We start from the raw sequence: 13,483 nt of genomic DNA, 5'->3' as shown, positions 1-13,483 counted from the left end.
CTTGTCGAAGGGCCCGGCATCCGCTCGATGAAAGGAAGAAGAAATGGCACCCAGGAAGAAGGTGACCGGCCTGATCAAGCTTCAGATCAAGGCCGGCGCTGCCAACCCCGCCCCGCCGATCGGGCCCGCGCTCGGTCAGCACGGCGTCAACATCATGGAGTTCTGCAAGGCGTACAACGCGGCGACCGAGGCCCAGCGCGGCAACGTCATCCCCGTTGAGATCACCGTCTACGAGGACCGCAGCTTCACGTTCATCTTGAAGACCCCGCCGGCCGCGGAGCTCATCAAGAAGGCCGCCGGCGTCGCCAAGGGCTCGCCGACCCCGCACACGACCAAGGTGGCCAAGCTCACCAAGGAGCAGGTGCGCGAGATCGCCGAGACCAAGATGCCCGACCTGAACGCCAACGACATCGAGGCCGCCTCGCTGATCATCGCCGGCACCGCCCGCTCCATGGGCATCACGGTCGAGAACTAGGAAGGGGAGAAGACCATGGCAACCAAGTCCAAGGCCTACCAGGCCGCCGCGGCGAAGATCGACGCGGACAAGTTCTACACCCCGACCGAGGCCGTCGCCCTCGCGAAGCAGACCGGTTCGACCAAGTTCGACTCGACCGTCGAGGTCGCGCTCAAGCTCGCCGTCGACCCGCGCAAGGCGGACCAGATGGTGCGTGGCACCGTCATCCTCCCGCATGGCACCGGCAAGACCGCTCGGGTCATCGTGTTCGCGACCGGCCCCGCGGCCGAGGCCGCGATCGCGGCCGGCGCGGATGAGGTCGGCGGCGCCGAGCTCATCGAGAAGGTCGCCGGCGGCTACACGTCGTTCGACGCCGCGGTCTCGACCCCCGAGCTCATGGGCCAGGTCGGTCGTCTCGGAAAGGTGCTCGGCCCCCGTGGGCTCATGCCCAACCCGAAGACCGGCACCGTGACCCCCAACCCGGCCAAGGCCGTCGAGGAGATCAAGGGCGGCAAGATCGAGTTCCGTGTCGACAAGCACGCCAACGTGCACTTCGTCGTCGGCAAGGCCTCCTTCTCGGAGGAGCAGCTCGACGAGAACGTCAAGGCCGCTCTCGAGGAGATCGTCCGCCTCAAGCCGTCCAGCTCGAAGGGCCGCTACATCCAGAAGGGTGCGGTGTCGACCACGTTCGGCCCCGGCATCCCGCTGGATGTCAACGCCATCTGAGTCCGACTCTCAACGAAGGGGTCTTGCCGAAACAGGCAAGGCCCCTTCGTGGTTCCGCAGAGCCGGAGAACCGACACCCGGCGTAATCAAGATGCGGTATCCATGCCGATGCATGTTGTACTTGTCAGTCCTGCCCGCGCGCTGCCGGCCCGAATCACAGGAGTTCCCCACCCATGTCACGCCGTACCACCTTCTCCGCCATCGTTCTCGCCGTCACCGCGGTCGTCACGCTGTCCGCCTGCAGCAGCGGCACCGCGAGCCCGGAATCCTCCGCCGGGGGCGAGGACTTCGGCCTCGTGCAGGCGGGCACGCTGACCGTAGCGACCGAGGGCACGTACCGCCCCTTCACCTTCCATGACGAGAGCGGCGACCTCGTCGGCTTCGACGTGGAGATCGCAGAAGCCGTCGCGGACAAGCTGGGGCTCGAGATCGCCTTCGAGGAGACGCAGTGGGATGCGATCTTCGCCGGGCTCGACGCCGGACGCTTCGACGTCATCGCGAACCAGGTCTCGATCAACCCCGAGCGCGAGGAGAAGTACCTTTTCACCGACCCGTACACGGTGTCGCCCGGCGTGATCGTCGTGCCCGAGGACGATGACTCGATCTCGAGCTTCGAGGACCTCGCGGGCAAGACGACCGCCCAGTCCCTCACGAGCAACTGGTACGAGCTCGCCCAGGAGAGCGGCGCGACCGTCGAGGCGGTCGAGGGGTGGGCCCAGGCCGTGGCGCTGCTGGAGCAGGGCCGGGTCGACGCCACGATCAACGACAACCTCACGTTCCTGGACTACGAGAAGAGCGAAGGCCCCACCGGCCTGAAGATCGCCGCCGAGACCGACGACCCCGCGTACAACGCCTTCGCGCTGACGAAGGACAAGACCGACCTCGTCGCTGCCATCGACGATGCGCTCGCCGAGTTGCGCGAGGAGGGCGTCCTGGCTGAGATCAGCGAGAAGTACTTCGGCGCGGACGTCACCCAGTAGACCTTCAACCGTCGCCCGCTCCCGCGGGCGACGGCCTTCTCTGCCGCCACGGGGCGGAAAGGATCGTCTATGGATGACACCGGCATCTGGCAGCTGCTCATCGACTCGTTCTGGCCGCTGCTGCTGGCCGGGCTGACCGCGACCATCCCACTCGCGCTCTCCTCGTTCGCGCTCGGCCTCGTGATCGCCCTCGCGGTGGCGCTGCTGCGACTCTCCCGCAACCGGGTGCTGTCAGGCATCGCACGGTTCTACGTGTCGGTGATCCGTGGAACGCCTCTGCTCGTGCAGCTGTTCGTGATCTTCTACGGACTGCCGTCCGTGGGCGTCGTGATAGATCCGTGGCCTGCCGCGATCATCGCGTTCTCGCTGAACGTCGGAGGCTACGCCGCCGAGGTGATCCGTGCCGCCATCCTGTCGGTGCCGAAGGGCCAGTGGGAGGCAGGCCACACCGTCGGGTTCTCGCCCACGCAGACGCTGACCCGCATCGTGCTCCCGCAGGCGGCGCGGGTGTCGGTCCCTCCGCTGTCGAACACGTTCATCTCGCTGGTGAAGGACACCTCGCTCGCGTCCGTCATCCTGGTCACCGAACTGACCCGGACGGCGCAGCAGATCGCGGCCTTCACGTTCGAGTTCCTCGCGATCTATCTCGAAGCGGCGCTCATCTACTGGCTGTTCTGCCTCGTGCTGGCAACGGGTCAGAGCGCGATCGAACGGAGGCTCGACCGCTATGTCGCCCACTGATGACTCCCCAGGAGACGACGCCCTCGCGCCGCCCGCGCCGGGCGATGACCGGCCGCTTCTGCGCGTGTCGGGACTGCAGAAGAGCTTCGGATCCAATCTCGTGCTCGACGGCGTCGACTTCGAGGTGCGGCGCGGCGAGGTCGTGGCGCTCATCGGCCCGAGCGGCTCGGGCAAGACCACGGTGCTGCGCTCGCTCAATGGCCTGGAGACCCCGGATGCCGGGACTGTCACCTTCGACGGCGGTCCGGCGATCGACTTCTCCAAGCCCGTCTCGAAGGCCGACCGCGTCGCCCTGCGGGACCGTTCGGCGATGGTCTTCCAGCACCACAACCTGTTCCCGCACCGGACGGTGCTGCAGAACGTCATCGAGGGTCCTGTGCACGCGCACAAGGTTCCCCGGGCGGAGGCGACCGCGAGGGCCGATGCTCTGCTCTCGCGCGTGGGGCTCAGCGAGAAGCGGGACGCCTATCCGTTCGAGCTCTCCGGCGGTCAGCAGCAGCGCGTCGGAATCGTCCGCGCCCTGGCGCTTCAGCCGGCGCTGCTCCTGTTCGACGAGCCCACCAGCGCCCTCGACGTCGAGCTCGTCGGCGAGGTGCTGCTGGTGCTCAAGGAACTGGCGGACGAGGGGTGGACGATGGTCATCGTGACGCACGAACTGGCGTTCGCGCGCGAGGTGGCCGACGAGGTGCTGTTCTTCGACGGCGGCGTCATCCTCGAGCGCGGAGCGCCGAAGACCCTGCTCTCACACCCCACCCACGAGCGGACGCGTCGCTTCCTCGACCGCATCCTGCGGCCCTTCGAGGGCTGACCGTCGGGCCGACACCGGCCGATGAGCACGGGCGTGCGTGACATCGACCCAGGGACTCCACACGAACCAGGTGGGCAGCGCATCCGCGAGGCGAGGAGCGCCGTCCACCGAGATCGCCCGGGAATCCACCGCATCCCGCCACCGGCGGTAGCCCTGGAAGACGTCGGCGAGATCTGCCGTCGCCATCGTCACCACGAGGTCCACGCCGAATCCCGGATGCTGCGTGCACACCGACACGGCGCGGTGCTCCAGCACGAACCAGATCGTCTCCGGTGCGGGAGCGGTGTGTCGCCACTCGATGACGACGCGGCGCGGCGGGAACCGGTCCGGATCGACACGGCGATGCATCCACCACATGAGGGTCGTGGGCTCGACTTCGTGGGGCTGCATGTCATCGAACAGCCACTCGATGGCCCAGCGCCCGAGGCTGTCGATGACCCGCTCGAGGTCGCGGCCCGCCGGCGTCAAGTGGTACTCGCTGCCGTGACCCGTCGGCGAGGGCCATCTCTCGAGCACGCCGTTCCGCTCGAGGTGCCGCAGTCGCTGCACCAGCAGCGAGCGCGAGATCCCCGGCAATGCGCGCGCGATGTCGTTGAATCGCGTGTTGCCCAGCACGAGCTCGCGCACGATGAGGGGAGTCCAGCGGTCGGCCATGATCTCGCTGGCCATCGCGACGGGACAGTACCGCCCGTAATCTGCCATGTCCCTATGGTCCCGCCGTTGGGGACGCGGTGGGTAGTCCCGAATCTGGACCGGTGCGGTCGCGAACGTGCACTGGAACGGCGGCGGGCACGAGCGGATGCTGGCGGTATGACCACTCTTGACACCAGCGCGGTCCCGGCCGCCACCCCTCTCATCGATCGCGCTTTCATCGAACGGGCCGACGCGATCGGCCCCATCCTCGCCGAGCACGCCGCACGCCACGATCGGGACGGCACGTTCGTCACCGAGTCGTACGACGCGCTGCGCGAGGCGGGTCTGCTGAGCGCCGCCGTCCCCGTCGAGCTCGGCGGGAGCGGCGCGACGATCCGCGACCTGGCGGGTCTGCAGCGCACGCTCGGCCACTACTGCGGGGCGACGGCGCTCGCCAGCGCCATGCATCAGCACGTCACCTGCTTCACCGCGTGGCGGTACCGGCGCGGCCTGCCGGGGGCCGAAGCAACCCTCCGCCGCATCGCCGACGAGCAGATCGTGCTCGTCTCCACGGGCGGCGGCGATTTCACGCACCCCTCCGGGGAGGCCGTCGCCGTCGACGGCGGATACCGCGTCAGCGGACGCAAGCGATTCGTCAGCCAATCGAGCGCCGGCACGGTGATGTCGACGATGTTCCCGTTCTCCGATCCCGTGCGTGGCATGCGCGTGCTGAACATGGCGGTGCCGCTGGCCGCCGAGGGGGTCGCCGTCGCGAACAACTGGGACGTGCTCGGCATGCGCGGAACGGCCAGCGACGACGTCGTGCTCACGGACGTCTTCGTCCCGCAGGAACGGGTGCTCGCCGACCGCCCCTACGGGGTCATCGATCCGCCGCTGCAGGTGATCGCGAGCATCGGCTTCGCGATCATCTCCGGCGCGTATCTCGGCGTGGCCGAGGCGGCCTTCGCCGAGGCGGTGAAGGCCGGCGGGCGGAACAGCGATGATCCGGTTGCGCAGCGGCTGATCGGGCTGATGCGGTCACGCCTCCAGGTCGCCGGATGGGCCCTGGATGGCGCGCTGGCGCAGCTCGGCGATGACCCGACGCCGTCCTACGAGGGATTTCTCGCCGTCATGACGGCGAAGGCCGAGATCGCCCGCGCGGGGGTCGAGGTGTGCGACCTGGCGATGCAGGTGGCAGGCGGAAGCTCCTACTTCAAGGGCTCTGTCATCGAGCGCTGCTACCGCGACATCCGTGCGGCGGCGTTTCATCCGCTCACCCCGGAGGCGACGCTCCTCGCTGCGGGCCGGCACGCGCTCGGCGTTGCCGCCGACTGAGCGCAGCGCGCGCAACGGCAGCGGGGCGGGGAGCGGCGAGCCGGCCTGTGCGGCCCGGGTCAGGCGTCGCGGCGCACCTCGAACCCCGTCTCGCCGGTGGCCGCGGCATCCGTCACCCGCGCAGCGTCGACGCGCGCGCCCGGCGGCCCCTCCGCCATCCAGGCGAGTATCTCGTCCACTTGCTCGGGCGTACCCTCCACCTCCGCCTCGACCGTGCCGTCGCGGCGGTTGCGCACCCAGCCGGCGACTCCCGCGTCCGCGGCGACCATTCTCAGCGTGTAGCGGTAGCCGACCCCCTGCACGTCTCCCGAGACGATCACATGAACGCGGCGCATGCACCCATCGTGCCCTCTCCGGCGCGGACGTGCGAGCGCCGTGTTCCTGACAGCGCTGGGGTGTCAACGGCACTGTGGTGCCCACGGCGCGGTGCCGACGGGGCGCTGTGGTGCCGACGGTGCTGTGGTGCCAGGATGCCGCCATGGGAACCATCGACGACTATCTCGCGGACCTCGACCCGGCCTCCCGCGACGCCATCGAGCACGTCTACGCCGTGGCGAGAACGGTGGTGCCGGATGCGGAGCAGGGCAAGGGGTACGGGATGCCGGCGCTCGTGTACCGCGGCAAGTCGCTGATCGCCGTGATGCGGGCGAAGACGCACATCGGTGTGTATCCGTTCAGCGCCGACGTCGTGGCGGCGGTGGCCCCGCAGCTCGCGGGGTTCTCACTCGACAAGGGCACGATCCGCTTCCAGCCCGACGAGCCGCTGCCCGACGAGGCGGTGGTGCAGCTCGTCGAACTGCGGCGCGCGCAGATCGACGGGGCGGGGAAAGCGGCGGCTACGCAAGCACCGGCACCACCAGGCTGACCCCGAGCGCGATCATGACGACCGCGATGATGGCGTCCAGAACGCGCCAAGACAGCGGCGAGTTCAGCCAGCGGCCCAGGTAGCGCGCACCGAAGCCGAGTGCGAAGAACCAGGTGAAGCTCGCCACGACGGCGCCGGCGGCGAAGAGCCACCGGCCGTCTCCGTGCGTGGAGCCGATCGAGCCGAGGAGGAAGACGGTGTCGAGGTAGACGTGCGGGTTCAGCCAGGTCAGTGCGAGGCAGGTGAGCACCGCGGGTGCGAGCGCGGTTGATGCGCCGACCCCGGTGCGGACGGCGACGGTGCCGTGCATCCCCGGGTTCGGCGCGGTTTCGCCGGATGCACCCGCGTCGAGCACTGCGCCGCTCGGCCGCCACGCCCGACGAGCGGCCAGGATTCCGTAGCCGATCAGGAATGCGGCTCCGAGCCAGCGAGCGGCGTCGACGAGCCACGGCACGGCCTCAAGCGCCAGCCCGACGCCGGTGATGCCGGCGATGATCAGGACCGCATCCGAAAGCGCGCAGACGAGCACGACGGCCAGCACGTGCTCCCTGCGGATCCCCTGCCGCAGCACGAAGACGTTCTGCGCGCCGATGGCGACGATGAGCGAGAGGCCGAGGGCGAAGCCGGCGAACAGGGAGGTCATGCTCTTCACGCTATGGGGAACCCACCATTAGCTCCAGCGCGAAAACCTTATGCTGCATTAGCCTGGCTTCATGCGCATCGACCCCGAACTCGCCGCGACCGTCGCCGCGGTCGTCGACGAAGGCACGCTGGAGGCGGCCGCGCGGCGGCTGAACGTCACACCGTCCGCGGTGAGCCAGCGCATCAAGTCGCTGGAGCAGCAGGTCGGTCGCGTCCTGCTGGTGCGCACCAAGCCGGCACGGGCCACAGAGGCGGGGGAGGCGATCGTGCGTCTGGCACGCCAGCTGGCGCTGCTCGAACACGATGCCGTCTCGGCGCTCAACCTCGACGAAGCGAGGGGCCGCGCCATCACGATCCCGCTGGCCGTCAACGCCGACAGCATGGCCACATGGTTCCTGGGACCCCTGGCTCGGTTGGCCACGCGGCATCCGGTGGTCTTCGACGTGCATCGCGATGACCAGGACTTCACGGCGGGCCTGCTCGAATCCGGGACGGTGATGGCCGCGGTCACGTCCCAGAGCGCTCCCGTGGCCGGGTGCCGCGTGCGTCCGCTCGGGGTGCTGCGCTACGAGGCCGTCGCGACGCCCGGGTATGTCGCGCGCTGGCTGCCTGGCGGAGCGGATGCAGCGGCCCTCACCCGGGCTCCCTTCGTCGACTTCGATCGCCGGGACGACCTGCAGACCGGCTGGCTGCGCGCTCGCGGCGTTTCGCTCGACGCCGTCGTGCGGCACTACGTCCCGGCGTCCCACGACTTCGCAGAGGCGGTGAAGCTCGGGCTCGGCTGGGGGATGCTGCCGCCCATGCAGTCCGCCGATTCTCTGGCCGATGGCAGCCTCGTCAAGCTCGGCGGCCCGCCCATCTCTGTCGCGCTGTACTGGCAGCAGTGGAACCTGCGCTCGCCGCTGCTGAGCGAGATCGCCGACGAGATCGCGGCGGAGGCCGCTCGCGTGCTCGAGGGCTGAGCGGCGCGGCTCAGTCGTCGCTGACCCGCAGCACCACCTTGCCCCGGGTGTGGCCCTGTTCGAGCTCGTGGTGCGCGGCCGCTGCGTCGTCGAGGTCGAACACCCTGTCGATGTAGACCTGCACCGACCCGGAGTCGAGGAGGCGCCCGATGGTCGCCAGGGCGCCGCCATCCGGGATCACCTTGTAGCTGGTCGCGCGCACGCCGGCCTCGGCGGCGGCATCCGCATAGCCCTCCCACCCTCCGGTCGGCACTTCGATCAGCAGTCCGCCGGGTCGCAGCACCCCGAGCGAGCGCTCGCCGGTGCGGTCATGGGTGTTGCCGACGAGGTCGATCACGACATCGACGCCCGAGACCACATCCTCGAAGCGGGTCGTGGTGTAGTCGATGACGGCCGCGGCGCCCAGTTCCCGCAGCCACGGCGCGTTGGATCCCGAAGCCGTCGCGGTGACGTGCGCGCCGAAGTACGCGGCGAACTGCACCGCGAAATGACCCACCCCGCCGCCGCCGGCGTGGATGAGGATGCGCTGGCCCTCGTGAGCCCGGGCGGTCTCGACGACCAGCCCCCATGCCGTGAGAGCGGCGAGCGGCACTCCCGCCGCCTCGACGTGCGAGAGGGATGCCGGCTTGCGAGCGACCGACAGCGAGGGGACGACGACGAACTCCGCGTACGTGCCGGCCGAACGCGGGAAGGGCGCCATGCCGAAGACGGCCGCCCCGGGTGGGAGGTGATGCGCCTCATACGGCGACCGCACGACGATGCCGCTGAAGTCGAAGCCGAGCACGGCGGGGTATTTCTCGATGGATGCCGAGACTCCACGGCCCGCGCGCGTCTTGGCGTCGATCGGGTTGACGCCTGCGGCGACGACGCGGACGAGCAGTTCGCTGAGCACGGGCGAGGGCACATCGAGGATGGCCGGGTGAAGCACGGACGGGCCGCCGGTCGCGTCGAGGACCGATGCGCGCATCGTGGCTGGTGGATCGGGGACTGGCTCGCCGACGGCCTCGGGGCCAGTGGCGGGGCGCAGCGGCCGGAATCTCATCGGTCGCTCCTTCTGCGGGGTGTCGGCGATGGTCGCACTTCATCGTTGAGGAGCGGCGACCTTGTCCGCCTAGTCAAGCCCCACATTGTCTCGCCCGTGTTACGCGGGTGCTACCGTGCGGCTAAACCCGCTCGCGCCGTGACGGCGTCGACGCTCGTCGGAGAGAGCACCTGCTGCGTCACCATGATCGCGGCCCCGAGCACTCCAGCGGTCTCGCCCGCCTGTGACTGGACGATGCCGAGGTGCTGCGTGGCGAGGGGGATCGAGCGCCGGTACACGACCTCCCGCACCCCCGCGAGCAGGTGCTCGCCGGCGCGGGCGATGCTTCCGCCGATCACGATGATCGAGGGGTTCAGCATGTTCACCACGGTCGCGAGCACTTCGCCGACCTCGCGGCCCGCCTGGCGTGTGGCCGCCATGGCGACGGGATTGCCCGCGCGCACCAGATCCACGACGCCCGAGCTTCCGGCCGCATCGAATCCCTGAGCGCGCAGCGCGGCCGCGATCGCGGTGCCGCTTGCGATCGCCTCCAGGTCGCGCTCGTCACCCCGGGGCCGGGGGGAGTCATGGCTGTACGGCACCTGCACATGGCCCATGTCGCCGGCCGAGCCCTGCGCACCCCTTTGCAGGATCCCGCCCGAGATGATGCCGGCGCCGATGCCGGTGGCCACCTTCACGAAGATGAGGTCGTCGACTCCCGGCCACCCCACCGCGTGCTCGCCGAGGGCGAGGATGTTCACGTCGTTGTCGACGAGCACCGGCACATCGAAGGTCTCCTGCACGTAGCCGGGTACGTCGAAACGATCCCACCCCGGCATGATGGGCGGGTTGGTGGGTCGCCCGGTGGAGTGCTCGACGGGACCCGGCACGCCGATGCCCACGCCGACCAGGCGCGCGTCGGCGTGGCCGTCGGCGGCCAGCAGACGACGCCCCTCGGCGAGGACGTCGTCGAGCACCGGCTCCGGGCCGTCGGCGATCACGATCTCCCGCGTGTGCGAGGTGAGGATGTGGCCGGCGAGGTCCGCGACCGCGACGGTCGCGTGGGTGGCGCCGAGATCGACGGCCAGCACGATACCCGCGAGCGGGTTGAAGGCGACGCGCGCGGGCGGCCGCCCTCCCGTCGACACGGCCTCTCCCGCCGGGCGGACGAGGCCCGATGCGAGCAGCACGTCGACCCTGCTCGACACCGTCGAGCGGGCGAGCCCGGTGAGCGTCGCGAGCTCTGCCTTCGTGCGCCCCCGCCCATCGCGGAGGATCTGGAAGATCTCCCCGGCTCCCGGGTTCGCGGGCGCGACGTTGCGCACGAGTTCGACCATGGCGACAGTAAAGCACAGCGACTCCCGCCGTTCGGCATGCGACTTTACGATCACGAACACATCACTTCTGTCGAGCGACTAGCAAAAGGTCGTGGTGCCGTGTCAGAATCGCCACCATGACCACGGCCGTCGTCGACATCGCCGTCGACACATCCCGAACTGCCGCTCACGCCCTCTCCTCCGACGGCGCGCGCGCCCATCCGCGGCGCCGTTCCGCGGCATCCGCTCGGGAGAGCGTTCACGTGGCGACACCGGATGCGGCGCTCGCCGCTTTCGCCGCCGGCGACTCGGCGATCTGCCTGACGCCCTTCACGGACAGCGTGTCGACCGCCCGGCGGCTCGTCGACGCGGCGGAGCATGCCGGTGCCGTGGGGGTCGTCCCCTCCGTCGCCCGCTACCACCCGGCGGTGCGCTCGGCGCGCGATCGGGTGGCCCGTGGAGAACTGGGGATGCTGCTGAGCCTGGACTGCACGTACCTGCAGGATGCGATGCTCGGCACCGATGACCCCCGCCGCTTCGGGGTGGCCTCCTCGAGAGCCTTCGCGGAGCTCGGCTCGCACCTGTGCGATCTCGTCGAGTTCGTCTCGGGCCATCGCATCGCCCGGCTGACCGCGCGCACGCGGCGCGTGTTCGACAGCCGCGGCGGAGCGGTCGTGTCGGGCGAGGACATCGCCACGGTGCTGATCGAAACCGACGGCGGCGCCCTCGGCACGGTCGCCGTGTCGCAGATGGCGGCGGGGCATCCGGATGACGTGACGCTCAACCTGCACGGCACGGCCGGCAGCCTGGGGGTTGCGAGCGAGCGACCGGGAGAGCTGTGGATCGGGCGCCAGGCGGGCTCGCGAGTCGAGGTGCAATCGCGCTCGGCGCGGTCCGAGGACAACGCGTTCGACGCATTCCTCGCGGCGGCGGAAGCCGCGGCCGACGAGTTCCCGCCCCGCGACGTGCCGACGCTTCACGATGGCCTCCGCGCGGCGACGCTCGCCGCGGCCGTCCTCGAATCGGCCGCCCTCGGCACCTGGATCGAAACACCCTACGGCGCCGCCTGATGCGGCATCCTGAATGAACGCAACCCCCACGCAAGGACACACTTCATGACACACCCCGCCATCTCCCTGCAGCTCTACTCGCTCCGCGAGGCACTCGCCGCCGATGCCGCAGGCACCCTCGCCCGCGCAGCGGAAGCGGGGTTCCGGCTCGTCGAGCCCTTCGCCCTCGCCGAGACGGCCGCGAGCATCGCGCCGCTCCTGAGCGCCAACGGGCTCACCGCGCCGACCGCGCACGCACGCGTGCTGGGGGCGGAGCAGGCGCCGATCTTCGAAGCCGCGGCTGCGCTCGGCGTCGTCACCGTCATCGATCCGATGGTCGATCCCGACCGCTGGCAGACGGCCGACTCGGTCGACCGCATCGCCGACGACCTGGCGGATGCGGCGGCGACCGCCGCGACCTTCGGGCTCGGGTTCGGGTACCACAACCACGCCTGGGAGCTCTCCAACCGTGTAGACGGAGGCTCGGCGCTGGAGCGACTCGCCTCGCGCCTGCCGGAATCGGTGGCGCTCGAGGTCGACACGTACTGGGCCGCTCAGGGCGGTGAGGACGTGCCGGCGCTCCTGTCACGGCTCGGTGCCCGGGTGCGGTTCCTGCACGTGAAGGATGCGCCGCTCGATGAGAACGGCATTCTGAGCCCCGACCGCTTCGACCAGGTGCCTGTGGGGGAGGGCGCACTGCCCTGGGCCGACATCCTGGCGGCGGCACCCGCGACCGAGCTCGTGGTCGTGGAGTTCGATGAGTTCCGCGGCGACGTCTTCGACGCATCCGCTCGCAGCAAGGCAGCGCTCGAGGCGCTCGGAGCGCGCGCGTGAGCGGCCCCGTGGGAGTCGGCGTGATCGGCGCCGGTGTGATCAGCAAGCAGTACCTCGAGCACCTGACGACGTACCCCGACGTGCGGGTGCTCTTCGTCGCCGACCTCGACACCGAACGAGCCGCCACCCAGGCGGCGGCCTTCGGGATTCCCGGCTCGGGCTCGGTCGACGAGCTGCTCGCGCAGCCCGATGTCGAGATCGTCGTCAACCTGACCATCCCCGCCGCCCACGTCGAGGTGAGCCTGGCGATCCTCGAGGCCGGCAAGCACGTCTGGAGCGAGAAGCCCATCGGGCTCGATCGCGCCGGGTCGGCGGCCCTGGTGGCGCGCGCGGACGAGCTCGGGCTGCGGATCGGCGTCGCCCCCGACACGATGCTGGGCGCCGGCATCCAGACGGCACTGCGCGCCATCCGCGGCGGAGACATCGGCCGTCCGCTCTCGGCCCTGACGCTCATGCAGTCGCCGGGCCCCGACCTCTGGCACCCCAGCCCGGACTTCCTGTTCCAGGCGGGGGGCGGTCCGGTGCTGGACATGGGCCCCTACTACTTCAGCGCTCTGGTGCACGTCTTCGGCTCGGTCGAGCGCGTGCAGGCCGTCGGCCACCGCGCACAGGAGGTGCGGCGCATCGTCACCGGCCCGCGGGCGGGGGAGGAGTTCGCCGTCACCGAGCCCACGAACGTCGCCCTGCTCCTGGACTTCGCCGACGGCGCGTTCGGGACGAGCCACTTCAGCTTCGATTCCCCGCTCGCGCGGCAGGGATTCGTCGAGATCACGGGCACCGAGGCGACGCTCGTGCTGCCGGATCCGAACACCTTCGGCGGCGCATCGGTGCTCGTCACGCCGGATGGCGAGAAGCGCGAACTGCCGGTGGATGCCGACGGCCAGGGCCGCGGTCTGGGCGTGGTGGACATGGCACGGGCGATCCGCAACGGCGGCGAGCTGCAGGCGGGAGGAGCGCTCGGCCTGCACGTGCTCGACGTGATGCTCTCGACCCTGCAGTCGCTGGAGCGGCGGGCGCCCGTCGTGATCGAGACGGACGCGCCGGTGGCGCCGCCCCTCGTGGATGGGTGGGACGCCCGGGCCGCAACGCTGTAGCGCTGCGGGCTGGGCGCGCGCGG

The 13,483-nt window shown here is 70.3% G+C and carries 16 protein-coding genes; 11 read left to right on the top strand and 5 right to left on the bottom strand.

Annotation, left to right across the window (positions count from 1 at the left end; all coding sequences use genetic code 11):
* Positions 1 to 43: 43 nt before the first annotated feature.
* The 5 genes from rplK to ACPW96_RS15490 all read left to right on the top strand — a co-directional run bounded on the left by rplK (position 44) and on the right by ACPW96_RS15490 (position 3,709).
* Entirely contained in the window at positions 44 to 475 is a 432-nt protein-coding gene (rplK, locus tag ACPW96_RS15510) for a 50S ribosomal protein L11 (protein ID WP_425820659.1), read from the top strand.
* Between the two features lie 15 nt (positions 476 to 490).
* Complete coding sequence (gene rplA / locus ACPW96_RS15505; RefSeq protein WP_425820660.1) at positions 491 to 1,180, top strand: 50S ribosomal protein L1; 690 nt, start codon at positions 491 to 493, stop codon at positions 1,178 to 1,180.
* 173 nt (positions 1,181 to 1,353) lie between these two features.
* The gene (locus ACPW96_RS15500; protein ID WP_425884136.1) at positions 1,354 to 2,160 is read left to right on the top strand and encodes an amino acid ABC transporter substrate-binding protein; all 807 of its coding nucleotides are present in this window, start codon (positions 1,354 to 1,356) and stop codon (positions 2,158 to 2,160) included.
* A 69-nt stretch (positions 2,161 to 2,229) separates the two neighbouring features.
* Complete coding sequence (locus ACPW96_RS15495) at positions 2,230 to 2,901, top strand: amino acid ABC transporter permease (protein WP_425820662.1); 672 nt, start codon at positions 2,230 to 2,232, stop codon at positions 2,899 to 2,901.
* The gene (locus ACPW96_RS15490) at positions 2,888 to 3,709 is read left to right on the top strand and encodes an amino acid ABC transporter ATP-binding protein (protein WP_425884135.1); all 822 of its coding nucleotides are present in this window, start codon (positions 2,888 to 2,890) and stop codon (positions 3,707 to 3,709) included. The genes ACPW96_RS15495 and ACPW96_RS15490 overlap by 14 nt, the downstream gene beginning before the upstream one ends.
* On the opposite strand, the gene ACPW96_RS15485 is transcribed toward ACPW96_RS15490, so the two are convergent.
* A complete protein-coding gene (locus ACPW96_RS15485; protein WP_425884134.1) occupies positions 3,644 to 4,411 on the bottom strand; it encodes a winged helix-turn-helix transcriptional regulator in 768 nt (255 codons plus the stop codon). The two genes, ACPW96_RS15490 and ACPW96_RS15485, sit on opposite strands and share 66 nt — an antisense overlap.
* Positions 4,412 to 4,519: 108 nt before the next feature.
* On the opposite strand from ACPW96_RS15485, the gene ACPW96_RS15480 reads away from it, so the two are divergent.
* Positions 4,520 to 5,677 carry an acyl-CoA dehydrogenase family protein gene (locus ACPW96_RS15480; RefSeq protein ID WP_425884132.1) on the top strand — a complete coding sequence of 386 codons (1,158 nt, stop codon included), beginning with the start codon at positions 4,520 to 4,522 and terminating at the stop codon, positions 5,675 to 5,677.
* A 59-nt stretch (positions 5,678 to 5,736) separates the two neighbouring features.
* On the opposite strand, the gene ACPW96_RS15475 is transcribed toward ACPW96_RS15480, so the two are convergent.
* On the bottom strand, positions 5,737 to 6,012 hold the full coding sequence (locus ACPW96_RS15475) for an acylphosphatase (RefSeq protein ID WP_425884130.1): 276 nt from the start codon (positions 6,010 to 6,012) through the stop codon (positions 5,737 to 5,739).
* A 143-nt stretch (positions 6,013 to 6,155) separates the two neighbouring features.
* Between ACPW96_RS15475 and ACPW96_RS15470 the strand changes: the two genes are divergently transcribed.
* A complete protein-coding gene (locus tag ACPW96_RS15470; protein WP_425884128.1) occupies positions 6,156 to 6,542 on the top strand; it encodes an iron chaperone in 387 nt (128 codons plus the stop codon).
* Here ACPW96_RS15470 and ACPW96_RS15465 read toward each other — a convergent pair.
* On the bottom strand, positions 6,514 to 7,185 hold the full coding sequence (locus tag ACPW96_RS15465; RefSeq protein WP_425884127.1) for a LysE/ArgO family amino acid transporter: 672 nt from the start codon (positions 7,183 to 7,185) through the stop codon (positions 6,514 to 6,516). The genes ACPW96_RS15470 and ACPW96_RS15465 overlap by 29 nt on opposite strands.
* A 70-nt stretch (positions 7,186 to 7,255) precedes the next feature.
* On the opposite strand from ACPW96_RS15465, the gene ACPW96_RS15460 reads away from it, so the two are divergent.
* A complete protein-coding gene (locus tag ACPW96_RS15460; RefSeq protein WP_425884125.1) occupies positions 7,256 to 8,146 on the top strand; it encodes a LysR family transcriptional regulator ArgP in 891 nt (296 codons plus the stop codon).
* 10 nt (positions 8,147 to 8,156) lie between these two features.
* Here the strand turns inward: ACPW96_RS15460 and ACPW96_RS15455 are convergent, their stop codons facing one another.
* Together ACPW96_RS15455 and ACPW96_RS15450 are read right to left on the bottom strand one after the other, a co-directional pair.
* On the bottom strand, positions 8,157 to 9,188 hold the full coding sequence (locus tag ACPW96_RS15455) for an NADP-dependent oxidoreductase (protein ID WP_425884123.1): 1,032 nt from the start codon (positions 9,186 to 9,188) through the stop codon (positions 8,157 to 8,159).
* Positions 9,189 to 9,298: 110 nt separating this feature from the next.
* Complete coding sequence (locus ACPW96_RS15450; protein WP_425820671.1) at positions 9,299 to 10,504, bottom strand: ROK family protein; 1,206 nt, start codon at positions 10,502 to 10,504, stop codon at positions 9,299 to 9,301.
* A gap of 116 nt (positions 10,505 to 10,620) precedes the next feature.
* Between ACPW96_RS15450 and ACPW96_RS15445 the strand changes: the two genes are divergently transcribed.
* Genes ACPW96_RS15445 through ACPW96_RS15435 form a run of 3 tightly spaced genes read left to right on the top strand, consistent with a single transcriptional unit; the run spans position 10,621 to position 13,460 of the window.
* A complete protein-coding gene (locus ACPW96_RS15445; RefSeq protein ID WP_425884122.1) occupies positions 10,621 to 11,553 on the top strand; it encodes a Gfo/Idh/MocA family protein in 933 nt (310 codons plus the stop codon).
* Between the two features lie 45 nt (positions 11,554 to 11,598).
* Positions 11,599 to 12,366: a sugar phosphate isomerase/epimerase family protein gene (locus ACPW96_RS15440; RefSeq protein WP_425820673.1), complete on the top strand. Its 768-nt coding sequence runs from the start codon at positions 11,599 to 11,601 to the stop codon at positions 12,364 to 12,366.
* Entirely contained in the window at positions 12,363 to 13,460 is a 1,098-nt protein-coding gene (locus ACPW96_RS15435) for a Gfo/Idh/MocA family protein (protein WP_425884121.1), read from the top strand. The genes ACPW96_RS15440 and ACPW96_RS15435 overlap by 4 nt, the downstream gene beginning before the upstream one ends.
* Positions 13,461 to 13,483 lie beyond the last annotated feature (23 nt).

This window comes from Micromonospora sp. DT81.3, from assembly GCF_049847225.1.
Lineage (GTDB): Bacteria > Actinomycetota > Actinomycetes > Actinomycetales > Microbacteriaceae > Microbacterium.
The sequence above is the reverse complement of the archived record's forward strand: the minus strand, read 5'-3'. Positions and strand labels throughout refer to the sequence as shown.